Origin of the sequence: Streptomyces sp. NPDC047014 (assembly GCF_040644195.1) — a bacterium.
Classification (GTDB): Bacteria; Actinomycetota; Actinomycetes; order Streptomycetales; family Streptomycetaceae; genus Streptomyces.
On record NZ_JBEYVX010000009.1, the window covers coordinates 149507 to 172739 of the forward strand.

Genomic DNA, 23233 nt, shown 5'->3' on the forward strand with positions numbered 1-23233 from the left:
GGACATGACCACTGAGCCGCAGAGCTTCGAGATCCTGCTGGTGCCCGAGCACATCGAGAACCTGCGCGGCGCCGATCCGGCCGACCGCGCCCTGCGGGCCGCGACCGTCGAGGCGACCGGAGAACGGGGCGTCTCGGGCTACCCCCACTACCGCGGTCAGGGCGTGGAGGCCGACATCGACCCGGAGACGCGCACGGTCGAGGCCCTGCTCGTCGACGGCGCCGAGCTGGACTACGGACTCGTCGCCATGATCGCCCCGGACCGGGGCCAGGAGCGTGGCCAGGACCGGGGCACGGCCGCTCCCGGCGCATGAGCCCGGCCCGGCCCCCGCACGCGGGGACCGGGCCGGGCCGGACGGACCGGGGAGGAGCCTGCTGCCTCAGCTCACCTGGACCGTGACGTCGTCCACGACGAACGAGGTCTGGAGGGACTGGTCCTCCACGCCGTTGAACCGCAGGGTCACGGTCTGGCCCGCGAAGGCCGAGAGGTCGTAGGACTTCTCGGCATAACCGGAGGCCGCGTCCAGGTTGGAGAAGGACGCCAGCGTCTGGCCCGCCACCGTCACCGTGAACCGGTCGTAGGCGACGTTCTCGTTCTCGTCCGTGTCGATGTGCAGGAAGAACGAGAGCCGGTACGCGGAGCAGCCCGTCGGGATGGCCACGGCCTGTGCGGCGCTGTCGGTGTGCGGGGAGCCGTACCCGTTCATCCACGCCTTGTAGCTGCCGCCGTGCGGGGCCTGGCCCGCCTGGTTGGTGATCACGCCCGAGGTGGCGTTCCACGGGCTGGAGCCGTTCTCGAAGCCGCCGTTCACCACGACCTGGCGCGGGGTGCAGGAACCGCCGCCGCCCGTCACCGTCAGCGTGTAGGTGGTGGTGTGGCTGACGGTGCCCGAGCCGGTGACCGTCAGGGTGTAGGTGCCGGGCGCGGTGCTCGCGCCCACCTGGACGGACAGGGTCGAGGAGCTGCCGGACTGCACGGACGTCGGGCTGAGCGTGGCGGTCGCGCCCCCCGGCGCGCCGGACACGGACAGGGCCACGTTCTGTGCGGCGCCGCTCACGGTGGCGGTGTTCACCGTCGCCGAGACCGAACCGCCGGGAGCCGCGCTGCCCGCGGAGGGGCTGACGCCGATGGAGAAGTCCTGCGCGGGGGTCTCGCCGCCGACGGCCTGCTTCCAGACGGCGTAGGCCACGCCGTCGGCGCTGCGGTTCAGCACCGTGGCGTTGATGTTGTTACTGGTGTCGCAGGAGCTGTGGTAGCAGGGGTCGTAGGCCGCGTTGGCGGTACCGCCCCACTTGGTGGCCTGCGCCGAGGTCTTGCGGGCGCTGGCGCCGGCCGCGTAACCGGAGGTCGGGATCCCGGCCTGCTGGAAGGAGTAGTCGTCACTGCGGCCCTGGCCCTCGGTGTTCTCCTCCGGGGCGAGGTTGAGCGAGGTCCAGTACGCCTTCAGCGGGGCGGCGGTGGCGGAGTTGACGTTGTTGATGAAGTAGCCGCCGTTGGTGGAGCCGACCATGTCGAAGTTGTAGTAGCCCTTGATGGCCGAACGCTGCGCGCTGCTCAGGCTGTTGACGTAGAAGCGGGAGCCGTTGAGGCCCTGCTCCTCGTCGGTCCACCAGGCGAAGCGCACGTGCTTGGTCATCGTCGGGTTCTTCTGGGCGAGGACGAGCGCGTTCTCCAGCAGGGTCGCGGAGCCCGAACCGTTGTCGTTGATGCCGGGTCCGGCCGATACGCCGTCCAGGTGCGCGCCGAACATGACGGTCTGGTCGGCGGGGCCGCCCGGCCAGTCGGCGATCAGGTTGTTCGACGGGTAGGTGCAGGAGGAGCAGTTCTGCTCGGTGACCGTGTAGCCGGCGGCCTGGAGCTTGCCCTTCACATAGGCCAGGGACTGCGTGTAACCGGCGCTGCCCGCACGGCGGTTGCCGCCGTTCTGGGAGGCGATGGTCTGGAACTGCGCCAGGTGGGCCTGCACCTTGGCGACGTCGATGTCCGGCGGGTCGTTGCCGGGCTGGGTCCCGCCGACGTTCAGCGTGTAGTCGACGGTGTGCGACAGGGCCGCGCCCTGGCCCTTGACCACGACGGTCGAGCTGCCGGGCGCCGCGTTGGAGGTGGCGGTGAGGGTCAGCACCGAGGACTGACCGGACTGCACGGTCGCCGGGTTGAACGAGGCGGTCACCCCGGCGGGCAGACCGGACGCGGTCAGCGTCACCGACTGGGCGGTGCCGGTGGTGACGGCGGTACCGACCGTGGTGGTGACGGAGGCGCCCTGCTGGACGGTGCCGGAGGACGGGTTCAGCGACATCGAGAAGTCGTTGTTCTGACCGCTCGGCGTACACGTCGGGTCGGCGGACTGGGCGGGCACGCTGATGCCGTCCCACGCCGCCTTCGTCCGGGTGAAGAGGTCGCAGGTCGCGTCCAGGGACTTGGCGGCGCTGAGCGTCGCCGTCCGGTACTTCTTGTAGCTCATGCCGCTGGTCTTGAGCAGCATGCCGCCGTAGAAGATCTTGCCGGCGTTCTGGATGCCGACACCGGTCAGGCTGGTCTGGTTGCAGGTGCTGCTGCTGGGCTTGCCGCCGCCGGGGTTGGTGCCCTCGGCCAGGAGGTAGAACCAGTGGTTCAGGGGACCGGCCGCCGCGTGCACCTCCGTGCCGGGTATCGCCGAGCTGTAGCAGGCCGGGTCGTTGTTGACCGCCGGCGGGTTGTACATGTTGCGGATCGGCCCGCGGCCCTGGAGGTTGATGACCTCGCCGACCGTGTAGTCGGGGGTGTCGTAGGGGGCGGGCTGGTTGATGTACGCCTCGGTGAGCGCGCCGAAGATGTCACCGGTGCCCTCGCCGAGCCCGGCCTCCTGGCCGCTGGTGCCGCCGGGGGTGTTGGTGTCGATGGCGTGCCCGTACTCGTGGGCCACCACGTCCACGCCGGCGATCCACTCGTTGGCGCTGTTGCGGCCGATGGTGACCGAGCTGCCGTCCCAGTAGGCGTTCAGGTCGTTCAGCCCGACCTTGGCCGGGAAGCTGCGGCCGTTGCCGCTGACGCCGTTGCGGCCCAGCCACTGGCCGAGCATGTCCCACTGCTTCTGCGCCGCGAACATCAGGTCGACGCAGCCGGTCTCCTTGCTCGTGGGGTTGCCGGTGCCCCAGGAGTCGGAGGACTTCGAGAAGACCGTGCCGGTGCTGTAGTCCGCGCAGCTGAGGCCGGTCCGGCTCGGGTCGCGCAGGGTGAAGGTGGAGCCCGAGGAGGTGGTGTCGATGCTGATCGGGCCGGGGCCGTTCCACTTGCTGTTGCCGGTGCCCGCCACCACGTCGTCGTAGCTGTCGACGAAGGCGCCGGTGCGGGCGTCGACGAAGACGTGCAGTTTGCTGGGCGCGGTCCTGGTACGCCCGCTCAGCACGGTCTCCCAGGCCAGTACGGGCTTGTCGTCCTTGAGGCGGACCACGAGCCGGCTGCTCTCGACCTTGTCGACCGCGGCCAGCTTGCCCCGCGAGGTGGTCTCGGCGTCCTTCGCGCTGACGGAGGGCCGGGTCGCGATGTCGATCCGCACGGCGGAGGCGGACTGGAGGGCGCGGACCTTGCCGGAGCCGTCGGCGAGGACCACCGCGTCGCCGCCGACGACCGGCAGCCCGCGGTAGCTGCGCTCGTACGACACCGAGAAGAGGTCCTTCACCCAGGGGGTGACGAGGCGCCTTTCGTACTGCTCCTGGGAGGAGTTGACCAGTGAGTCGAGTCCGCTGTCGACGGCCTGGTCGGCTGCCGCGACCGCGCGTGCCGCGGGGGTGTCCTGCGGGGAGGAGGCCGGCCGCGCCGCTGGCGCCGCCGATGCCGTCCCGGCCAGGGTGCCGGCGAGGCTCGCGGTCAGCGCCATCGCTGCCACGGCCGCCGTCCATCTGGTGGGCTGCAACGTCCACTCCGATCGTGGGGGGTGTCGGGGATGCGTTCGCGGCCGAGTATGAGCGTGGACATGACGAGAATGGGACATCTCGGCAGGCATAAGGCCCGCGTTATGGTGCGGCGGCGGCCCGCTGCGTACGCTGCCCGGATGCAGCTGGAGTTGAGGCACCTTCAAGCCGTTCTGCGGATCGCGGAGGCGGGCAGTCTGGGGGGCGCCGCACGGCGGCTGGGGGTGTCCCAGCCGGCGCTCTCCGCCCAGCTGCGGCGCATCGAACGGGTCACCGGCGGCGACCTGTTCGTACGCGGCCGGGCCGGCGTCGAGCCCACGGCCCTGGGCCAGTTCGTGCTGGCCAGGGCCCGCCGGGTGCTGAGCGAGATGGACGCCCTCGGCGCCGAGGCGCGGGCCTTCTCCCAGGACAGCCCGCTGCGGCTCGGCTGCATCCTGCTGGTCCTGCTCGACGGCCTGCTCGCCCAGACCGACCTGGCCATGTCCGGCCGGGAGATCGCCGTGGACCTGGAGGACTCGGTGACCGCGCTGGCCCGGATGCTGGGCGCCGGCCGCTACGACGCCATCGTCTACGGCGAGGTCAACGACCACGAAGTACCGCTGCCGGAAGGGGCCCTGGCGCGGACCCTGATCTCGAGGGAGCCCTTCTGCGTACGGCTGTCGGCCCGCCACCCGCTCGCGGCCCTGGACCGGATCGAGCTGGCCGATCTCGCGGGCGAGACCTGGATGTCGCCCGTGGAGGACGACGACGGCGGGCCGGAAGCCCTCACCGCCGCCTGCGCGAAGGCCGGATTCAGCCCCTCACTGCGCTACCGGATCGCCGACCGCAAGATGCACTACGACCTGATCGCGGCGGGCCGCGCGGTCTCCCTCAGCCAGCCGACCGCCCCCAACGCCGAGGGTACGGTCATGCGCCCGCTGGTCGGCACCCCCGTCACCGGCCGCATCCGGCTCGCCTGGAACCGCTCGGCGCTCTCGGGGGCGCAGGCGGAGCAGCTGTACCGGGCGGCGGCCCGTGCCTATGTCGCGAACGTGGACAACAATCCCTTCCACCGCGCGTGGTGGGACGCGCATCCCGAGGTGCATCCGGCGCTGGACTGACGGGCCGGGCGGGCGGGGCGGGCCGGGCGGGCGGGGCGGGCCGGGCGGGGGCGGTGATCAGCCCTGCCGGTGGGCGGTGAGCAGCAGGTACTCCCACTCCATGACGCCGTCCACGGTGTGCTCGGCGGCCAGGGCGTCGAGCGCGGAGTCGAGCGCGGCGACCCGCTCCGGATCGCCGGACACGTTCCGGTAGACGGCGATCGTCGGCCCGTAGCACGCCTTGAAGAACGCGCGGAAGTCCGAGGGGCCCGGGAACCGGTCCACCCGGACGGTCCGGCGGTCGGTCACCACATCGGTGACGGCGTCGCCCAGCAGCTCGTGCACATGCTCCTCGTTCCCCCACAGCGGCGGGGGCTCCGCGCCGGGCGGCGGCGGGGGAGCGAAGGGCTTCATCGTGGCGAACAGCCGGCCCACGAAGCCCTCCGGGGTCCAGTTGACCAGCCCCACCGTCCCGCCGGCCCGGCACACGCGCAGCATCTCCCCGGCGGCGGTGCGGTGGTGCGGGGCGAACATGATGCCGACCACGGACATCACCACGTCGAACTCGCCGTCCGCGAACGGCAGGGCCTCGGCGTCGGCCTCCCGCCACTCCAGCCGCACCCCGCGTACGGCGGCCAGGTGCCGGCCGACCTCCAGCAGATCGGGGGTCAGGTCGGAGGCGACCACGTCCGCCCCGGCCTCGGCCGCCGGGAGGGCCGCGTTGCCCGAGCCGGCGGCGATGTCGAGCACCCGGTCCCCGGTGCGCACCCCGCACTCGCGGACCAGCAGCGGTCCCAGCTCCGGGATGACGTGGGAGGCCACGGAGGGATAGTCGCCCAGGGCCCACATCGCGCGGTGCTTGGCCTTGAGTGCGCGATCGGCCTGCCGCGCTTCGCTCGCCTCGGTCATGACAGCCGTCCTCCCGGGCTCGGGGCGTCCCTCCACCGAGCCTAGGGAGCTTTCACCGGCCCGGCACGTCGGCACTTGCGGGCTTCGGGCTTCGGGCGTCGGGCGGCCGGGCTGTCCGGCGCCGGGACGGGGCGGCCGGGCGGCGGTTCACTCGCGGGGCGTGCGCGGGCCGAAGTCCCGGGCGAAGCCCTCGCGGAAGCCGGGACGCGCCAGCGCCCCCTCGAAAGCCCGTGCGGCGTGGACGAGCGCGGCCTCGTTCTCCTGGGCGGTGGCGAGTACGCCGAGGTAGGCGCGCAGGGTGAGCCCGCGGGCGGCGGCGAGCACGGAGAGCCGGTCGTGCACGTCGGTGTCGACCTCGACTGTGGTGGTGTCGGCCATGGTGAGAGTATGCGCGCCCGGGACCCGGCCGTGGGCCCGTTCGCCGGGGACCGCCCCTACGGCGAGGGGGCGGGCGTCGTACCGGAGGGCGATGAGCTCCGGGGCGCGGGCGGCGGGGCCGCGGGGCTCAGGGAGTTCCCCGGCGCCAGGAGCGCGGCGATCCGGGCGGCGATGGTCTGGGCCGTGTTGTTCCCGGGCGCCTCGGGGCCGACCGTCGTGGAGACCGCGACGGCCAGCCGCTCCGACGGCAGGTACGCCTGGATGGCCGCGTAGCCCGCGAAGGACGGGTTCGACTGGATCCAGCCGTTCTGGACGATCACCCCGTAGCCGAAGTGCCGTTCCGGGAGCTGGCGGAAGCAGTCCCTCGGCGGGCAGCCGGGCGTATCGCCGCCCAGGCCGACCGTGCCCGGGTCCAGCTGGGTCCGGAATCCCCGCGGGGAGAGCAGCCGCCCCGTGCCGACGGCCTCCGCCGAGCGGGCCAGATCGCAGATGTGGGTGCTCAGCACCGCGCCGGGGGCCGTGGTCCAGGACGGGTTCCAGTAGGTGGACTCCTCGTACACGCCGCGTTCGGAGTCGTAGGAGTGCAGGACCGGTTCCTCGATCTCGGGTGTGGCGCTGTTGACGGTGTCCGCCAGCCCGGCGGGCCCGGTGATCCGCTGCCGGATCAGCGCGTCCAGCGGCATGCCGGAGATCTTCTCCAGGGCCTGGCCGAGGAGGACGAAGTTCGCGTGCGAATAGCTCCAGCTGGTGCCCGGCTCGTAGAGCAGGGGGTGGGAGGCGGAGATGCCGACCAGCTCGTCCGGGGTCCACTGGCGGAAGGGGTCGGCGTACAGGGCCTTGACGAACTTCGGATCGGGGACGTAGTCGCGCAGGCCCGAGGTGGAGGCGCCGAGCATGCGCAGGGTGATCCGGTCCGCGTGCGGGGCGTCGGGGAGCCAGCGCGCGACCGGGTCGTCGAGCCGTGCCTTGCCCTCGTCGACCAGCTGGAGCATGGCGATGCCCATGTACACGATGGCGACCGAACCGGCCCGGAAGTGCATGCCGGCGGTGACCGGCACACCGGACATGGACTCGCCGAGGGCGGTGGTGACGACCTCGCGCCCGTCCCGGGTGACCCGGACCAGGACCGCTTTCAGCCCCAGCTCCCGCCGGGCCGTGTCGGCGATGTGCTGGATCTGCCGGGCCTCGCCGCCTGTCGGATTCGGGGAGGCGGCGCAGGCGGGGGGTGCGGGTGCGGGTGCGGCCCAGGTGGTGCCGCCGGGCAGGGCCGTGCCGAGCAGGGCCGCGGTGCACAGCAGCACCGTACGGGTGCGGCCCGCGCGCCGGGTCATGGCCCCGGCCGTCCTGCGGGGAGCGCGGCGCGGGGTGCGAGGACCATGGCGACCTCCTGCCGTGGAGCGCCCGCGGCGGGGCGGGGCCCGGATGGGGCGTATCCGTCCTTCGATGGAACGCCAGGGGCGCCGGACGGGCCAGTCGGAGCGGGAGGCTGCGGGGGTCCTACGCGGTTGCTCAGCCCGCCCAGCGGCCCGTCAGGAAGGTGATCGCGACCGTCACCGAGAGCGGGCCCATGACGTACAGGTAGGCGCTCTCGAACCGCGGCCGGCGGGCGCTCCAGGCGGCCAGGCCGATCCACAGCGGCCACCACAGGAGCGTGGAGCGGGGGACGGACGTAAACCAGTACGAGGTCCCCAGCGCCCAGAGCGTGAGCAGGAGGTAGACGGCCTCCGGCCAGCGGCGCTTCCGGACGAGCAGGGCCAGCAGGACGAGGCCCACGACCATGGCGAGCAGTTCGGCCTGCCACATCAGGGCGTAGCCGGTGGGCTGGGTGTGGCCGAAAGCGGCGGTCCAGGTGTGGGACCATGCCTCCCAGGGGGTGTGGAAGTCGCGGTACCAGCCGCGCTCCTGGGAGTGCTTCCAGGCCATCCAGTCGCCGGTACGGGACTCCAGGAACCAGGAGTAGAGCGCGGGTGCGAGGGCCGGCAGGCAGAGCCACGGGGCCGACCGCCAGGCCCGGTGGTCCCGGACGGTCAGGAGGAAGTGCAGGGCGAGCGCGGCGGCGAGGAACAGTCCGCTGACCCGTACGGAACAGGCCAGGCAGGCGAGCGTCCCGGCGGCGGCCCAGCTGCCGCGCTGCGCGGCCCGCCAGGCGGGCAGGGCCAGCGCGAGGAACAGGGCCTCGGTGTAGCCGGCGGCGAGGAACACGGCGCAGGGCGAGACCAGCAGGAACACCACCGCGCGGCGGCCCGCGTCGGCCTCGGCGAGCTGGTCGCGGGCGATCCGGGCCAGGGCCAGGACGGCCACGCCGCCCGCGACGAACGAGATCAGCGCTCCGGCGGCGGCCCAGGACGGGACCACGGTGTGCACGGCGCGCAGGGCGAGCGGAAAGCCGGGCAGGAACGCCTCGCGGTTGTCCCAGCCGAGCGTCCAGGGGCCGTTCCCGGCGGGGAAGTAGCCCTCCTGCGCGATCCGGAGGTAGAGATCCCAGTCCCACTGCTGCCAGGGCGCGAGCAGGGCGGCGGGCCGCCGGGCCTGTGCGTCGGCGGGGAAGAGCCAGCCGACGGCGGCGGCGGTGGCCCAGATCCCGAGGCGGGTGAGCAGGTAGAGGCCCAGGACCTGCCGGTCGGCGGAATCCAGCCGGCGCGCGAGGCGGCGGACGGGTCGCCGCTCGGGCCGGGGCCCGCTAGGGGACCCGTACGAGGTAGGAAGCGCCGGGGCGGGTATCGCGGGGGCCGCGGGCGGCCGCTGGGGGGCGGAAACGGGCATAAGTGATCTCCTGGCCGTCAAAAGGACATGCGGAACCCTCGGCCGGTGCGGCGGGGCCGGTATCCGCGTGCTGCGAAGGGGGGCGGGCGATGGGGCCGCAGGCGCGGGGGCTGCGGCCGGGGGCGTGGGCGTCGGGGCGTGCTGGGGGCGCGGGTTGCCGAGGGCGGAACGTGGGGTTCGGAGGCGGGCTCGGGTGCGGGCTGCTGCTGGCGGTTGGTGGGGGTCGCGTGTCGGCCCCGGGGTGTCGGCTAGCGGGGGCCGTTGGTTGAGGTGGGGGTGGTGGTGGGGTTGCCCATGGGGGTGCTGGGCGGGGCGGCCGGGGGGGTGGTGGTGGGCATCGAGGTGTGGGTGGGGGCGGTCGGCCAGGTCGTGGAGGTGGCCGAGGCGCTGGTCGTGGTGGTGCTGCGGGGGGTGGGCGGTGCGGTGGTCGGGGGTGCGGGGGAGGGTGACGGGGTGGTGGCCGGGAGGGTGGGGCGGGACGGTTCGGCCGGGAGGAGGGCGGCCACGGCGGCGCCGGAGCCGCCGAGGACGAGGCAGCAGGCCACGGCGAGGCCGGCGATCCGGCGCCGCCGGACCCGTTCGCCGCGCCGCTCGATCGCGGACACGGGCGGCAGCGCGCTCGCGGACTGCCCCGCCGAGGCCGCCTCGTGGAACAGCGACCGCAGTGGGTCGTGGGTGTCAGGCATCGGGGGCCTCCTCAATGCGGGGGTCCTGCAGCTGGCGGGAGAGCGCGGCCCGGCCGCGGGACAGGTGGGTCTTGACCGTGCTCGCGGACAGGGAGGTCTCGTCGGCGATCTGCTCGACCGTCAGGTCGCACACGTAGTGCAGCGCCATCGTGCGGCGCTGCTTGAGCGGCAGCTGCCGCAGCGCCTCCACCAGGGCCACCGCCTCCGGGCCCGGCCCCTCCACATGGCCCGGCGGGGCACTGCGCTGCCACGCGTCGGCGGTGCGCCGCCGCCCCCGCCAGCGGCTCACCGCCAGTCGCCACGCGACCGTACGGATCCACGCCTCGGGCCGGCCGTCCCGGTCCAGCTGGCGCCGGCGGCCCCAGCCCCGCACGAACGCCTCCTGCACCACGTCCTGCGCCTCGTGATGGTCACCGAGCATCACGTACAGCTGTCCTGTGAGCCGTCCTGCCGCTTGTGCGTAGAACTCCTCGAACTCCTCGACGGTCAACAATCGCTCCCGAATCCATGTGTCCCTCTCACCGGGCATACGCCCCGCGTCCCGCATCCGGTCTACACCGGACGACGGAAACTTCTGTGACTGCCGTCACAGGGAGGTGAGGGAGGGGGCCATGGGGCGCGGGGAACCCACCCGCCCGGCCGAACCCGCGGGCCGAGGGGACGGGAAGGGCGTCTCCGTGCAATTCCGGCGCACACCGGCCCCGCACCCGGGCGGAGGGGCGGAATCGCGCCGCGAAGGCGGGATCATTCCCCCTGGTGACCGTGCGTGCAGGCGTGTACCTTCTCCGGTAGCTGTCGTGGTTCCAAGTGCCTTGCCCACGCCTATCGGTGTGGGCAGTTTGCTGTGTAGTGCCGTAGGACCAGGGCGATCACCTCCGTCCCCCACACCGTGTGGAGGACTTACGTCAACGGGAAGGCATGAACATGGCTACGGGAACCGTGAAGTGGTTCAACTCGGAAAAGGGCTTCGGCTTCATCGCCCAGGACGGCGGCGGTCCGGACGTCTTCGCCCACTACTCGGCGATCAACGCGTCGGGCTACCGTGAGCTCCAGGAGGGTCAGGCCGTGACCTTCGACATCACGCAGGGCCAGAAGGGCCCGCAGGCGGAGAACATCACCCCCGCCTGATCCTCGGCCGGTCCGGACGCGTGTCCGGCCCCCGAAGAACCGTTTCCCCCGCCGCTTCTTCGAAGCCGGCGGGGGAGCACCCTCAGGGCCGTACGGATATCGCCGTACGGCCCTGAGCCGTCGTCGGGCGGCGGCGCCGGGCCCAGGCCCATACGCCCGTTCCGGCGAGGGCCAGCACCACCGTCGCGAGACCCGAGGCCGCCAGGACCCCGCGCGGGCCCAGCAGGGCCGCCAGGGGGCCGCCGAGGGCCGTGCCCACCGGGCCCGCGGTCAGGAGGGCCGCGCTGCGTGCCGCGAGGACGGTGGTCAGCCAGGCGGCCGGGGTGCGCTCCTGGAAGAGGGTGTACGAGAGCGCGGTGAACGGGCCGTAGATCAGACCGCCGAGGGTGAAGCAGGCCAGGGTGACCGGTGCGGGCGCGCCGAGCCCGAAGGGGACCAGGGCCAGGCCCCAGCCCGCCACGATGCCCAGGGTCACCGGCCACAGCGGGAAGCGCCGCAGCGTGCCCGCCGCCAGCCCGCCCAGGACGGCGCCCGCCCCGAACAGCGTCCAGTACAGCCCGAGAAGCCCCGCCCCGGCGTGCAGGTCCTCGGTGACGTGCAGCGGCAGCGCGACCTCGGCCGGTCCGTAGAGGAAGTTGAAGAACCAGGTCAGGGCGAGCACGCCCAGCAGCTCGGGCTGCTTGCGCAGCAGCCGCAGCCCCGCCGCCGAGCGGTCGGCGGCGTCCGCCCCGGCCGGGGGTACGGCCTTCCCCGCCGCCGGCCCGCCCGGCCGGCGGACCATGACGGCCAGCACCGCGAACGACACCGCGTCCACACCGATCAGCCACGCGGGGCTCACCACGACCGCCAGGAACCCGGCGAGCGCGGGGCCCACCACGATCGACGCCGAGACGCTGGCGCTGAGCAGCGCGTTGGCCGGAAGGCGCTGGTCGGCCGGCAGCATTTCGGCCACCAGCGAGTACCGCCCCGCGTTACCCCAGGCGTGCAGGACCGACGAGCCCGCCAGCAGGGCCACGTACAGCACCGGATGCAGGGTCCCGGTCAGCCAGGCCAGCGGCACGCACCCGAGCAGCACCGCGCGGATCAGGCTGTCGGCGGCCAGCAGCCGCGCGGGCGGCAGGCGGCGCAGCAGCCGCCCGAAGAGCAGGGCGCCGAGCGCGCCGGGCAGGGCGTACGCGGCCAGGGCGGCGCCCAGGAGCATCCCGGAGTGTCCGGGCGGCGCGATCTCGATGGCCAGCCAGGCCACCGCGACCACGCTCATCCCGTCACCGAGATCGGAGGCGGCCAGGGCGGGCAGCAGCCGCCGGAAGCCGGGGTGGGCGAGGAGCGGGCGATAGGCCCGGGGGAGGAGACGAGTTGTCCGTACGGCAGTCACCGGGTCAGACTCCCTGTTCAAGCGCGCTTGAGGTCAAGGGGGAGTGAGCGGTGCGGCAGCTCGCCATCGGGGAACTCGCACGGCGGGTCGGCATGCGGCCCTCGGCGCTGCGCTACTACGAGAGCATCGGCCTGCTGCCGCCCGCCGAGCGTGCCGCCGGGCGGCGCGTCTACCCCGCCGCCGTCGTACGCCGGATCGCGCTGATCCGGATGGCCCAGCGGGCCGGGTTCACCCTGGCCGAGATCCGCCGCCTGCTGGAAGCGGACTCGGGGCGCGGCGCCACCCGGCAGTGGCGGGCCCTCGCGGAACGGAAACTGCCCGAACTGGACCTGTTCATCCGGCAGACGCAGCTGCTGCGGGACGCCGTTGCGGACTGCCTGGCCTGCGGCTGTATGAACTTCGACACCTGCGAGCTGCTGTCCGGCCCGGCTGCCGAAGCCTGAGCCCGCGCGCGGACCGGGGGAGGCAGCACGCGGATCGGGAGGCCCGGCGGATGAGGCATGATCGGGGGATGTCTGATCGCATCATTGCCGCCTGTGACGGAGCGGCGAAGGGTAATCCCGGGCCCGCCGGATGGGGCTGGGTCATCGCCGACTCCGAGGGGCAGCCGCAGCGCTGGGAGGCGGGCCCGCTGGGCCGCGCCACCAACAACATCGGTGAACTCACCGCCCTGCTGCGGCTGCTGGAAGCCGTGGGACCGGGGGCGTCGGTCGAGGTGCGGATGGACTCCCAGTACGCGATGAAGGCCGTGACGCAGTGGCTGCCGGGCTGGAAGCGGAACGGCTGGAAGACCTCCTCCGGCCAGCCCGTGGCCAACCGCGAGCTCGTCGAGGAGATCGACCGGCTGCTGACCGAACGGGACGTGACCTTCCGCTACGTCCCGGCGCACCGCGAGGACGGTGACCACCTGAACGCGATCGCGGACCGCGCCGCGAGCGACGCCGCCGTCACCCAGGAGGCCGCCGGTACCGCGCTCGGCGCCACCGAGATGCCGACGCCGGCCCCCGTGGCGCCCGCGCGCCAGAAGTCCGGTACGGCGAAGAAGCGGACCGCCTCGGGCGGCGGGTCCGGGCGGCCCTCGCGGGCCATCAAGGCCAAGTTCCCCGGCAGCTGCCCCTGCGGTAAGCCGTATGCCGCCGGGGAGATGATCGCGAAGAACGGCAGCCGCTGGGGGCACGAGGCATGCGCCTCGGCCGTGGACGGCGCCTCCGCATAGGGCGGAGGCCCCGGCTCCGCTGCAAACCGCCCCGCCGCGGGCCCCGAACCGCCCCTCCGGGGACCGTGTCCCCGGAGGGGCGGCTTCTACGGCCGGTGGACGCGCAGGTACGCCACCTCGTACGACATCTCGTTGACGCCGGGTTCCGGTGCCGGGTGGTACCGGCCGGCGCAGACGGACAGGTTGACGATGAGGTACGCGCGCCAGTTGCGGCCCACCCCGCGGCGGTCGGCGTAGACGCGCTTGCCGTTGACCCACCAGACGACCGACCGCGACCCGAACTCCACTCTCAGGTCCACCCAGGCACCGCGGGCCACCGAGGGGTCCCGGTGGTAGCGGTAGCCGCCCTTGACGTGGTTGGAGAGTTCCAGCAGGTCGGGGTTGTCGGGGTGGTACTCGAAGATGTCGATCTCGTTGTCGCCGTCCAGCCAGGTCCAGATCGCGGGCCAGGCGCCGAGCGCGGAGGGCAGGCGTACGCGGGACTCCAGGACGTCCCCCGCGCGCACCATGAATCCCTCGTCGCTGCCCTCGGTGGTGAGCAGTCCGGCATTCCACTTGCCGTCGGGACGGCGGGTGGCGCGGAAGGTGCCGGCGCGGCTGTAGGACGGATCCTGCACCAGGTAGTCGAGTTTGTTGTCGCCGGGGTTGGTGGGGCCGCCGCCCGGATACGCCCAGGAGCGTCCGGCGACCCACTGCGTGGTGGACGTGAAGTCGGCGGTGAAGACCGGGTCCCGGGCGGCCAGCGGGCCGACGCGGGGCTGTTCCTGGGTGCTGCGGCCCGTGAGGCGTTTCACGAGTCGTCGGAGCCGATCGAGAACCTGAGTGAGCACAGCGCTCCTTCCCGAGAACGTGAGTTCCTGGAGCATTCCCTGTCTGCACGATCCACATACCGGTCCACCGGTTTTCTGTTCCGCTTTCTGTGCCGTGCGCTCCGCCGCCCGCTCTCCCCTCCGCCCCGGGCCGCCCTGACCGGCCTCCAACATCACTTCGCCGTACGGCAGTTGCGTGTCGGTGCGGCGGGGTAGCATCCGTGCCGTGGGGGGACTTGTGACACGTGGACGCCATGCCGCGCTGCGCGCCTGCGGCGGTGCCGCGGCCGGACTGCTCTTCATCGCCGGCTGCGCTTCCGGCGGTAGCACGGCGAAGGGGGACGCGGCGCGCCCCGCCCCGGCCGTATCGGCCGCACCGCCCGCCCCGGCGCCCGAGGCGCCCGCGCCCACCGCCCCGGTGCTCTCGCTCGTCCCCGAACTGGACGAGTCCAAGCAGCCGAAGACCGCGGCCGAGGCCGCCGCGCTGCTCTCCCGGCTCGTCATCGAGGCGGACGCGCTCGGCCCCGACGTGGTGCGCAGCAAACCCTTCGAGAGCGCCCCCGGCCGGTGGCCCGTGCTGGACGCCGGCTGCGTCTGGCAGACCGAGGGCCTGCCTCCCGACGTACTCGCCACGAGCACCCGCCACTTCCACATCCCGGCGGGGGACGGCCATGGCCGCGTCCAGATCAACACCACCGTGACCATCCATCACGACCGGCGCGAGTCCGGCTGGGAGACGGCGCGCGCCATGGAGGAGGTCCTGCGCTGCCCCGACCAGAAGCTGCGCGAGGGGGAGCAGCTGAAGAATCTGCTGGGCAACTCCGTCTACCGGGGCGAGCAGGGCAACAACTGGAGCGAGGACGCCTTCAACGAGATCGGCACCTACGTCGGCCCCGAGGGCGGCGAACCGCAGCGCTACCTCTGGTACCAGGCGCAGTTCGGCCCGGTGACCGTCGCCGTCGCCGGCAAGAACGCGGCGGGATTCAAGGAGAGCACCCTCACCACCCTGGTCGTGCAGGGCAACAGCCGGATGATCGCGCAGGCCAAGCAGGCACTCGGAAAGGCGGCCGGCTGATGGAGCCGCTCCTGCCCTCGGACCCCTCCCGGATCGGCGGCCACCGCCTCCTCGGCCGGCTCGGCGCGGGCGGCATGGGCGTGGTCTACCTCGGCCGCACCGACGACGGAGCCCTGGCCGCCGTCAAGGTGATCCGCGCCGAGTACGCCGACGAGGCGGACTTCCGGGCCCGTTTCCGCCGCGAGGCCGGGATCGCCGCACAGGTCGACAGCCCGTGGGCGGTACGGATCACCGGCGCCGACCCCGAGGCCCACGAGCCCTGGCTGGCCACCGCGTTCGTCGCCGGGCCCTCCCTGGCCGAGGCCGTCGCGGCCCACGGGCCGCTCCCGCCGCGCGCCGTACGGATCCTCGGCAAGGCCCTGGCCCGGGCGCTCGGAGTGATGCACGCGCAGGGCCTCGTACACCGCGACGTCAAACCGGGGAACGTGCTGCTCGGCATGGACCGGCCCCGGCTCATCGACTTCGGTATCGCCCGCGGCGGCGAGCACACCGTCCTCACCTCCGCGGACGCCGTGCTCGGCACCCCCGGCTTCCTGCCGCCCGAACAGGCCGAGGGCCGCCCCGCTGAACCGGCCGGCGACATCTTCTCCCTGGGCTGCCTCCTCGCCTACGCCGCCACCGGCCGGCTGCCCTTCGGCACCGGCACCGTGGAGGCGGTGCTCTACCGCACCGTCCACGACGAGCCCGAACTCGGCCCGCAGGTCCTCGCCGATCCCGAACTCGCCGCACTGCTGCGGACCTGCCTCGCCAAGCACCCCGGCCAGCGGCCCGACGCGGCCGCGCTCGACCGGGCCCTGATCGAGGACACCCCCGGCGAAGGCACCGACTGGCTGCCCGACCCCGTCGTCGCGACCATCGCGGAACGCGCCGCCGCGCTGCTCGCCCTGCCCGGCATCGAGGAGACCGCCGCCGACCCGAAGGGCGCACCGGCCCCCGGCGAAGCCGCCCCCGCACCCTCCCGCCGGCGTGTCCTCGGCTATGCCGCCGGAGGCGCCGTCCTCGCGGCCGGCGGCGGGCTGGCCGCCTGGCTGACCCTGCGCGAGGACAAGCCGAAGACCCCCGCCACCGTCGCGCCCCGGCCCTGGGTGATCGGCGTGCACGCGGACCTCTCCGGGCCGCAGAAGGCCGCCGGGCAGGCCCAGGACCGCGGGGTGCGGCTCGCCGTCGACGCCTTCAACGCCCGCGCGGACCGGCCCTTCACGCTCGCCGTCACCACCGCCGACGACGCGGGCGCCGCCAGCCGCTCCGCCTCCGCCGCCACCGGCCTCATCGCCGACCCGGACGTCCTCGCCGTCATCGGCCCCACCGGCAACGCCTCCGTCAACCCCTGCCTGGAGCTGTACGGCGAGGCGGCGCTGCCCCTGCTGACCGTCTCCGCCCTCGCCAGCGCCTTCGGTGTCGCGGACCGGCGCAGCTTCTTCCAGGTCGGCCCGATCTCCTTCGTCCAGGCCGCGGCCCTGAACAAGCACCTGGCCGGGACGGCCGGAGCCCGCCGGCTGGGCACCCTCTGCGACCGCGACGGGGATGTCGAGGGCTGGCAGGCGATCCTGCACGCGGCCCGCACCTTCGCCCACTACGGCCCGCAGGGCACCGTGTACTCGCGGGTCGTCCCGCGCGGCACGCAGGACCTGGGCCCGGTGGTCTCCGACCTCCTCGCCCACGGTATCGACGCCCTCTTCTACTGCGGCACCCCGGCGGGCGCGGCCCGCACCGCCCGGCTGCTGGCCGCCGCCGGGTTCCAGGGGCACCGGGCCGCCGACTACACCGTGATGGGCCCGGAGTTCCTGGCCGCCGCCGGGCCTGCCGCCGAGGGCTGGCAGTGCGTGGCCCCGTACACCGGCCCGGAGGCCCCCGAGGTCGCGGAGCCGGCCCGCGCGCACCGGGCGGCGTACGGCGCGGCGCCCGAGATCTGGACGGCCGAGGCGTACGACACGACCCGCCTGGTCCTCGACCGGCTCGTGGCCGCCGCCCGCGGCGGTGGCCGCCCCAGCCGCGCCGAGCTGCTGACCGCACTCACCGAGGGCAGCTTCCGGGGCCTGACCAAGGAGTTCTCCTTCGACCAGGACCGCGTGGTCAAGGACTACCCCTTCCATCTCCACCGGGTGGAGGGCGGCCGGATGCGCTACGTGGGCCCCGCCGCCCTGACCTCGGCCGGATAGCGGCGGATGCGCCCCCTGCACCCCGCCGATCCCGCCGCGATCGGCGGGCACCGGCTGCTGGGCCGGCTCGGCTCGGGCGGCATGGGCACCGTCTACCTCGGCCGTTCCCCCGAAGGTGTGCTCGTCGCCGTCAAGGTGATCCGGGCCGATCACGGCGCGGACCCGGCCTTCCGGGCGCGGTTCCGCCGCGAGGCGCGGGCCGCCGCCGGGCTGACCGGCCGCTGGGTGGTCCCCGTGGTCGCCGCCGACCCGGAGGCCCGCGAGCCCTGGCTGGCCACGCCGTTCATCCCCGGCCCCTCGCTGGCCGAGGCCGTCGGCGGGTACGGGGCCCTGCCCGCCCGGAGCGTACGCGTCCTCGGCATCCGCCTCGCGGAGGCCCTGGCCGAGGTGCACGCCGCCGGGCTCGTCCACCGCGACGTCAAGCCGGGCAATGTCCTGCTCGCCCCGGACGGGCCCCGCCTGATCGACTTCGGGATCGCCCGCGCCACGGGCGCGACCGCCCTCACCGCCGCCGACGCCGTCGTCGGCACCCCCGGCTACCTGGCGCCGGAGCTGGCCCGCGCGGGCGGGCCGGTGGCGGGGCCGCCGGGCGATGTGTTCTCCCTCGGCTGCGTCCTGGCGTACGCGGCGAGCGGGGTCACCCCCTTCGGCGGCGGGCACGCGGCCGCGGTGGTCTTCCGTACCGTGCACGAGCGGCCCGTACTGGACTGCGTACCGGCCGAGTTGCTGGAGGCGGTCGGCGGCTGCCTGGAGAAGGACCCGGCCGCGCGGCCGACCCTGGAGGAGCTGACCGCCCTGCTCGACGCGGAGGGCGCGGGAGCCGAGGGGGAGTGGCTGCCCGCGCCGCTGCCCCGGATCATCGCCGAGCGCTCCACGCGGGCCCTGGACCTGCCGGCCCCCGAGCCCACCCGCCTCGACACCCCGCAGGTCCCCGGCACAGCGGCCGCCCGCCTCCTCACCCGCCGGCGGCTGCTCGCGGCGGGCGGAGCCGCGCTCGTGGCCGGTGCGCCGCTCGCCTGGTTCACCACGCGCGGCCGGGGCGGGCGCCGGACCCCGCCCGCCGGGAGCGGCCGGGAGCCCGCCGTCCACACCCTCGCCCTCCAGGCCGATCTGACCGGGCCGGGCCGGGACACCGGGCGGGCCCACGAGCGGGGCATGCGGCTGGCCGTGGAACGGCACAACGCCCTGCCCGACGCCGCCTTCCGGCTCGCCCTGCGCGTCGCCGACGACGGAGGCGACCCGGCCCGCGCCGCGCAGACCGCCAAGGAGCTGGCCGCCGACCCCGCCGTGCTCGCGCTCACCGGCCCCACCTGGGACGCGGCCGTGCCCGAGCTGGCCACCACCTGCCTGGCCGCCGACCTCACTCTGCTGCTGGTCTCCGTCGACAGCGAGCTGAACGCGCAGACGCAGTGGCGCACCACCTGCGCGACCCGCCCCACCGACGAGGGCCTGGGCATGCCGGTCCTGCACTACCTGTCCCAGGTGCGGCCCTCGCGCCGGACCGCCGTGGTGGAGGACGCCTCGAACGGGGAGCCCGCCTGGCTGGTCACCCGGGTCCTCCAGCAGAGCCCCCCGGCGCAGGGCTCGGTGAGCGTCCACCGCATCCCGCAGGGCGGCTCCGACTACGCGGGGGCCGTCCGCGCGCTGACCGGCGCCGGGGCCGAGGCCGTCGTGTACACCGGCACCTCGCCCGAGGGCGCCGCGCGGCTGGCCCGCGCCCTCGCCGAGGCCGGATTCCGGGGGCCCCGGGTCGCGGTCCAGCACGCCATGGAACCGGCCTTCGTCAGTGCCGCCGGCGCCGCGGCCGAGGGCTGGGTGTTCGCCGCCCTGTTCACCGACCCGGCGGCGGTACCGGCCGCCGCCGGGTTCGTCGCCGCGCACCGCACCGCGTACGGGCAGCCGCCCGCGCGGTGGGCCACCGAGGCGTACGACGCCGTAGGGCTGGTGGCGGCCGCCCTGACCGGGCTGGAGGGGGAGGGGCGCGACCGCGCGGGCCTGTCCCGGCGGATCTTCCGTACGGCCTACAAGGGCCTGGCCAAGGAGATCGCCTTCGACGCCGCGACCCGCGCCCTCAGCGCCGACGGCCTCGCCCACCTCTACCGGGCCGAGGCGGGCGCCTTCCGCTACCTGGGCCGGTACCCGGACGTACGCGCCGACCCGTGACGCGGGGGGCCGGGACCACGCCCGGCCTCCCCGCCCGGCCCGGTTACTCGAAGCGGGAGGTGTCGCCGGCCCCGCGGCGCACGATCTCGGCCTCCCCGCTGGAGAAGTCGATGACCGTGGTCGGCTCGGTACCGCAGTCGCCCGAGTCCAGTACGGCGTCCACCTCGTGGTCCAGCCGCTCCTTGATCTCCCAGCCCTGCGTCAGCGGCTCGTCCTCGTCCGGCAGCAGCAGCGTGCTGGAGAGCAGCGGCTCACCGAGCTCGGCCAGCAGCGCCTGCGTGACCACATGGTCGGGGATGCGGACGCCGACCGTCTTCTTCTTCGGGTGCATCAGCTGGCGCGGCACCTCCGAGGTGGCGGGGAGGATGAAGGTGTAACTGCCGGGCGTGGCCGCCTTGATGGCCCGGAACACATTGTTGTCGATGTGCACGAACTGCCCCAGCTGGGCGAAGTTCTGGCACACCAGGGTGAAGTGGTGACGGTCGTCGAGACGGCGGATCGACCGGATCCGGCCGAGGCCCTCGCGGTTGCCGAGCTGGCATCCCAGCGCGAAGCAGGAGTCCGTCGGGTACGCCACGAGCTTTCCGGAGCGGATCATGTCGACCACGTTGTCGATGGTGCGCCGCTGAGGGTTCTCGGGGTGCACGTCGAAGTATTTCGCCATCCGCCGAGCCTACGCGGTCGGGGCGCGGGCCCGCTCCGGACGCTGTCCGGGCCGTTCCGGGGGAGGATGAGAGGGAGCCGTGCGTCCCGAACGCCCCGGACCGACCGCCACGGGCCGCCCCGGGGCGGGCGTACGCGGGCCGACGGTACCGACGGTGCCGGAAGGGAGCATCGCCGATGAGCATGTCCGACGGGCCGGGGGCCGGGGCCAGGAGGCCCGCCGAGGCGGGACTCTCCCCGCCGAGCGGGCTCCTCGACGTCCTGAACGTGGCCGCGATCGTGCTCGACGGCCAGGGCCGGGTCGCCCTCTGGAGCCCGCAGGCCGAGCAGCTGTTCGGCTGGACGGCGGAGGAGGCCCTCGGGCAGCCCGCCGCCCGGCTGATGGCCTCGAAGGAGCACGTCGGCCTGGTCATGGACCTGTTCGCGCGGGTCATGGGCGGCGCCGGGGACTGGGCGGGCGCGTTCCCCGTACGGCACAAGGACGGCGACAACCGGCTGGTCGAATTCCGCAACATGCGGCTCCTCGACGAGCGGGGCGACCTGTACGCCCTCGGCATCGCGACCGACCGTACGCGGCTGCGCCAGCTGGAACGGGACCTCGCGCTCTCCGCCCGCCTGGTCGCCCAGTCACCCATCGGCCTCGCCGTCCTGGACACCGAACTGCGCTACGTCCTGGTCAACCCCACCCTGGAGCGCATCAACGGGCTGCCCGCCGCCGAGCACATCGGCCGGGGCGTCCGCGAGGCCCTGTCCTTCCTCGACGACGCCGAGGCCGCCGAATCCGCGATGCGCCAGGTCCTCGCCACCGGTACACCGCTGCTGGAGCAGTTCACCGCCGGGCGCACCCACGGCGGACACGGCGCCGAGCACGCCTGGTCGGTGTCGTACTACCGGCTGGAGGACGCCACCGGCCGCGTCCTGGGCCTGGCCACCTCCGTGGTCGACGTCACCCAGAGTCACCAGGCGGCCCTGGAGATCGCCCGCAGCCGCCGGCGCCTCGCCCTCATCGCCGACGCCACCGTCCGCATCGGCACCACCCTTGACCTGGACCAGACCGCCCGGGAGCTGGCCGACGTGGTCGTTCCCGAGCTGGCCGACATCGCCGCCGTCGACATCCTCGACTCCGTCCTCGAAGGCCGCCCGACGCTGCGGTCCTCCGCCCACGAGCCCGCCGTGTTCCGCGCGCTGGCCGTCGCCTCCGCCTACCCCAGCGAGGCCGTACGCGCCGCCGACCCGCCCGGGGACATCGCCCGCTACGCCGCGGACCGCCTGGTCACGCAGTGCGCCACCACCGGCCATCCGGTCCTCGTCGCCCATGTGCAGGCCCGCGACATCTCCCGGATCGCCCGCGACAGCACCGCCGCCACCCTCCTCACCCGCGCCGGACTGCGCTCCTACCTGGCCGTCCCGCTCATCGCCCGCGGCGAGGTCCTGGGCGCCCTCGACCTCAAGCGCACCCGCAACCCGCTGCCGTTCAACGACGACGACATCGTCCTCGCCGGGGAACTGGCCGCCCGCGCCGCCGTGTGCATCGACAACGCCCGCTGGTACCGCAACGCCCACCACACCGCCCTCGCCCTCCAGCACCACCTGCTGCCCCACCACCCGCCGCACACCCCCGGGCTGGAGGTCGCCTCCCGCTACCGGCCCGCCGCGGCCAGCAGCGAGATCGGCGGGGACTGGTTCGACGCCATCGCCGGGCCGGACGACACCACCGTCCTCGTCATCGGCGACGTCATGGGCAGCGGGATCAACGCCGCCGCCAGCATGGGCCAGTTGCGTACGGCCACCCGCACCCTCGCGGAACTCGCCCTGGACCCGCCGCAGGTGCTCCAGCAGCTGGACCGCACTACGGCCGCGCTGGAGGAGACCATCGCCACCTGCGTGTACGTGGTCCACGACCCGCACCGCGCCCAGTGCCGCATCGCCGTCGCCGGACACCTGCCGCCCGTGCTCATCCGCGCCGGCCACCGGCCCCGGCTGCTCGACCTGCCCACCGGAGCGCCGCTGGGTGTCGGCGGGATCCCCTTCGAGGCCACCACCGTCGCCATGGAGCCCGGGGACCAGCTCGTCCTCTACACCGACGGCCTGGTCGAGACCCGGGACCAGCCCATCGACGAACGCCTCGACCTGCTGCTGCGGCTGCTCGCCGACACCGGGCGCCCGCTGGAGGAGACCTGCGACCGGCTCCTGGACTCCCTGCGCCGCCCGGACGACCACGACGACGTCGCGCTGGTCATCGCCCGTGCCACCCCGCTGACCTGACAGCCGCCGGATCGCTGCCGCCCCCGGCGCGCGGCCCCGCCGGCGCGGACCTACCCTGATCGGTACTGCTCCGCCCTCGTCCCCGTACGGCAGGAGGCACGCGGTGAAAGCGATGCGCACCTGGTCGCGCCGGGCCCGGGCGGCCGCCGTCGCGGCGGGACTGCTCCTCGTACCGGCCGGAACGGCCACCGCGTACGAGGCCCTGGCCGCGCCGCCCGCCGCCGCGCCCACGCCCACGCCCACAGCCCCGCCCACTCCGGCCCCGACGGGATCCGCCGCGGCCTTCCCCGAGCTCACGCCCGCCGTGGCCGCCCGGCTCGACGCGGCGATCCAGCAGGTCATGCGGGAGACCGGGGTGCCGGGCGCGACGGTCGGGCTGTGGACCCCGGGCAAGGGCAGCTACCTGAAATCGTTCGGCGTGGCCGACAAGACCACCCGCGCGCCCATGGACCCCGGGCTCGGCATGCGCATCGGCAGCGAGACCAAGACCTTCACCGTGACCGCGCTGCTCAGGCTCGTCGACCAGAAGAAGCTCGGCCTGGACGACCCGATCGGCAGATACGTCAGCGGCGTGCCCGACGGCGACCGCATCACCCTGCGCCAGCTCGCCGGCATGCGCAGCGGGCTCTACAACTACAGCGAGGACCCGGACTTCGACAAGGACTTCGAGGCCGC

General features: G+C 74.2%; 20 protein-coding genes. 10 read left to right on the forward strand and 10 right to left on the reverse strand.

Translation table 11 applies throughout. From position 1 onward, the window contains the following. The first annotated feature begins 4 nt into the window (after positions 1–4). Positions 5–313, forward strand: a complete 309-nt coding sequence (locus ABZ873_RS08900; protein ID WP_360867418.1) for a hypothetical protein — start codon at positions 5–7, stop codon at positions 311–313. 66 nt (positions 314–379) lie between these two features. On the opposite strand, the gene ABZ873_RS08905 is transcribed toward ABZ873_RS08900, so the two are convergent. Then, positions 380–3856: a M28 family peptidase gene (locus ABZ873_RS08905; protein ID WP_360867489.1), complete on the reverse strand. Its 3477-nt coding sequence runs from the start codon at positions 3854–3856 to the stop codon at positions 380–382. A 174-nt stretch (positions 3857–4030) separates the two neighbouring features. Here ABZ873_RS08905 and ABZ873_RS08910 point away from each other — a divergent pair, with 174 nt between their 5' ends. Continuing rightward, on the forward strand, positions 4031–4990 hold the full coding sequence (locus tag ABZ873_RS08910; RefSeq protein ID WP_360867421.1) for a LysR family transcriptional regulator: 960 nt from the start codon (positions 4031–4033) through the stop codon (positions 4988–4990). A 57-nt stretch (positions 4991–5047) separates the two neighbouring features. Here ABZ873_RS08910 and ABZ873_RS08915 read toward each other — a convergent pair whose 3' ends face one another. The 6 genes from ABZ873_RS08915 to ABZ873_RS08940 form a co-directional block, all read right to left on the reverse strand. Then, a complete protein-coding gene (locus ABZ873_RS08915; RefSeq protein ID WP_360867424.1) occupies positions 5048–5878 on the reverse strand; it encodes a class I SAM-dependent methyltransferase in 831 nt (276 codons plus the stop codon). 147 nt (positions 5879–6025) lie between these two features. After that, complete coding sequence (locus tag ABZ873_RS08920) at positions 6026–6256, reverse strand: antitoxin MazE7 (protein ID WP_360867427.1); 231 nt, start codon at positions 6254–6256, stop codon at positions 6026–6028. Between the two features lie 56 nt (positions 6257–6312). Next, on the reverse strand, positions 6313–7587 hold the full coding sequence (locus ABZ873_RS08925) for a serine hydrolase domain-containing protein (RefSeq protein ID WP_360867430.1): 1275 nt from the start codon (positions 7585–7587) through the stop codon (positions 6313–6315). Between the two features lie 178 nt (positions 7588–7765). Further along, the gene (locus ABZ873_RS08930) at positions 7766–9019 is read right to left on the reverse strand and encodes a mannosyltransferase family protein (RefSeq protein ID WP_360867433.1); all 1254 of its coding nucleotides are present in this window, start codon (positions 9017–9019) and stop codon (positions 7766–7768) included. A gap of 248 nt (positions 9020–9267) precedes the next feature. Beyond that, on the reverse strand, positions 9268–9705 hold the full coding sequence (locus tag ABZ873_RS08935) for a hypothetical protein (protein ID WP_360867436.1): 438 nt from the start codon (positions 9703–9705) through the stop codon (positions 9268–9270). After that, complete coding sequence (locus ABZ873_RS08940) at positions 9698–10234, reverse strand: SigE family RNA polymerase sigma factor (RefSeq protein ID WP_360867439.1); 537 nt, start codon at positions 10232–10234, stop codon at positions 9698–9700. Before ABZ873_RS08940 ends, ABZ873_RS08935 begins: the two co-directional genes overlap by 8 nt. A gap of 395 nt (positions 10235–10629) precedes the next feature. On the opposite strand from ABZ873_RS08940, the gene ABZ873_RS08945 reads away from it, so the two are divergent. Then, the gene (locus tag ABZ873_RS08945) at positions 10630–10833 is read left to right on the forward strand and encodes a cold-shock protein (protein WP_030384970.1); all 204 of its coding nucleotides are present in this window, start codon (positions 10630–10632) and stop codon (positions 10831–10833) included. An 82-nt stretch (positions 10834–10915) separates the two neighbouring features. Here ABZ873_RS08945 and ABZ873_RS08950 read toward each other — a convergent pair whose 3' ends face one another. Beyond that, on the reverse strand, positions 10916–12208 hold the full coding sequence (locus tag ABZ873_RS08950) for an MFS transporter (RefSeq protein ID WP_360867443.1): 1293 nt from the start codon (positions 12206–12208) through the stop codon (positions 10916–10918). Between the two features lie 50 nt (positions 12209–12258). Here ABZ873_RS08950 and ABZ873_RS08955 point away from each other — a divergent pair, with 50 nt between their 5' ends. After that, a complete protein-coding gene (locus tag ABZ873_RS08955) occupies positions 12259–12651 on the forward strand; it encodes a MerR family transcriptional regulator (protein ID WP_360867446.1) in 393 nt (130 codons plus the stop codon). A gap of 68 nt (positions 12652–12719) precedes the next feature. Then, positions 12720–13424, forward strand: coding sequence for a ribonuclease H (locus ABZ873_RS08960; RefSeq protein ID WP_360867449.1), 705 nt, complete (start codon positions 12720–12722; stop codon positions 13422–13424). Between the two features lie 86 nt (positions 13425–13510). Here ABZ873_RS08960 and ABZ873_RS08965 read toward each other — a convergent pair whose 3' ends face one another. Beyond that, positions 13511–14167, reverse strand: coding sequence for a beta-glucanase (locus ABZ873_RS08965; protein ID WP_360867492.1), 657 nt, complete (start codon positions 14165–14167; stop codon positions 13511–13513). 292 nt (positions 14168–14459) lie between these two features. On the opposite strand from ABZ873_RS08965, the gene ABZ873_RS08970 reads away from it, so the two are divergent. Genes ABZ873_RS08970 through ABZ873_RS08980 form a run of 3 tightly spaced genes read left to right on the forward strand, consistent with a single transcriptional unit; the run spans position 14460 to position 19630 of the window. Then, entirely contained in the window at positions 14460–15308 is an 849-nt protein-coding gene (locus ABZ873_RS08970) for a hypothetical protein (RefSeq protein ID WP_360867452.1), read from the forward strand. Beyond that, positions 15308–17467 carry a bifunctional serine/threonine-protein kinase/ABC transporter substrate-binding protein gene (locus tag ABZ873_RS08975; protein WP_360867455.1) on the forward strand — a complete coding sequence of 720 codons (2160 nt, stop codon included), beginning with the start codon at positions 15308–15310 and terminating at the stop codon, positions 17465–17467. Before ABZ873_RS08970 ends, ABZ873_RS08975 begins: the two co-directional genes overlap by 1 nt. Before the next feature lie 6 nt (positions 17468–17473). Next, positions 17474–19630 (forward strand): bifunctional serine/threonine-protein kinase/ABC transporter substrate-binding protein, encoded by a 2157-nt coding sequence (locus ABZ873_RS08980; RefSeq protein WP_360867458.1) that lies wholly within the window; start codon positions 17474–17476, stop codon positions 19628–19630. 43 nt (positions 19631–19673) lie between these two features. Here the strand turns inward: ABZ873_RS08980 and ABZ873_RS08985 are convergent, their stop codons facing one another. Then, on the reverse strand, positions 19674–20294 hold the full coding sequence (locus ABZ873_RS08985) for an L-threonylcarbamoyladenylate synthase (RefSeq protein WP_360867461.1): 621 nt from the start codon (positions 20292–20294) through the stop codon (positions 19674–19676). 182 nt (positions 20295–20476) lie between these two features. Here ABZ873_RS08985 and ABZ873_RS08990 point away from each other — a divergent pair, with 182 nt between their 5' ends. Further along, positions 20477–22558 (forward strand): SpoIIE family protein phosphatase, encoded by a 2082-nt coding sequence (locus ABZ873_RS08990; RefSeq protein ID WP_360867495.1) that lies wholly within the window; start codon positions 20477–20479, stop codon positions 22556–22558. Positions 22559–22670: 112 nt separating this feature from the next. Further along, the coding region (locus tag ABZ873_RS08995) for a serine hydrolase domain-containing protein (RefSeq protein ID WP_360867498.1) at positions 22671–23233 on the forward strand (563 nt) is incomplete at its 3' end.

Bases quoted from the DNA above. Each gene is read 5' to 3' on its own strand.
- ABZ873_RS08975 (WP_360867455.1), top strand. From the start codon at position 15,308: ATGGAGCCGCTCCTGCCCTCGGACCCCTCCCGGATCGGCGGCCACCGC.
- ABZ873_RS08990 (WP_360867495.1), top strand. From the start codon at position 20,477: ATGTCCGACGGGCCGGGGGCCGGGGCCAGGAGGCCCGCCGAGGCGGGA.
- ABZ873_RS08940 (WP_360867439.1), bottom strand. From the start codon at position 10,234: ATGCCCGGTGAGAGGGACACATGGATTCGGGAGCGATTGTTGACCGTC.
- ABZ873_RS08960 (WP_360867449.1), top strand. From the start codon at position 12,720: ATGTCTGATCGCATCATTGCCGCCTGTGACGGAGCGGCGAAGGGTAAT.
- ABZ873_RS08900 (WP_360867418.1), top strand. From the start codon at position 5: ATGACCACTGAGCCGCAGAGCTTCGAGATCCTGCTGGTGCCCGAGCAC.
- ABZ873_RS08920 (WP_360867427.1), bottom strand. From the start codon at position 6,256: ATGGCCGACACCACCACAGTCGAGGTCGACACCGACGTGCACGACCGG.
- ABZ873_RS08915 (WP_360867424.1), bottom strand. From the start codon at position 5,878: ATGACCGAGGCGAGCGAAGCGCGGCAGGCCGATCGCGCACTCAAGGCC.
- ABZ873_RS08930 (WP_360867433.1), bottom strand. From the start codon at position 9,019: ATGCCCGTTTCCGCCCCCCAGCGGCCGCCCGCGGCCCCCGCGATACCC.
- ABZ873_RS08935 (WP_360867436.1), bottom strand. From the start codon at position 9,705: ATGCCTGACACCCACGACCCACTGCGGTCGCTGTTCCACGAGGCGGCC.
- ABZ873_RS08925 (WP_360867430.1), bottom strand. From the start codon at position 7,587: ATGACCCGGCGCGCGGGCCGCACCCGTACGGTGCTGCTGTGCACCGCG.
- ABZ873_RS08905 (WP_360867489.1), bottom strand. From the start codon at position 3,856: ATGGCGCTGACCGCGAGCCTCGCCGGCACCCTGGCCGGGACGGCATCG.
- ABZ873_RS08945 (WP_030384970.1), top strand. From the start codon at position 10,630: ATGGCTACGGGAACCGTGAAGTGGTTCAACTCGGAAAAGGGCTTCGGC.
- ABZ873_RS08980 (WP_360867458.1), top strand. From the start codon at position 17,474: ATGCGCCCCCTGCACCCCGCCGATCCCGCCGCGATCGGCGGGCACCGG.
- ABZ873_RS08985 (WP_360867461.1), bottom strand. From the start codon at position 20,294: ATGGCGAAATACTTCGACGTGCACCCCGAGAACCCTCAGCGGCGCACC.
- ABZ873_RS08910 (WP_360867421.1), top strand. From the start codon at position 4,031: ATGCAGCTGGAGTTGAGGCACCTTCAAGCCGTTCTGCGGATCGCGGAG.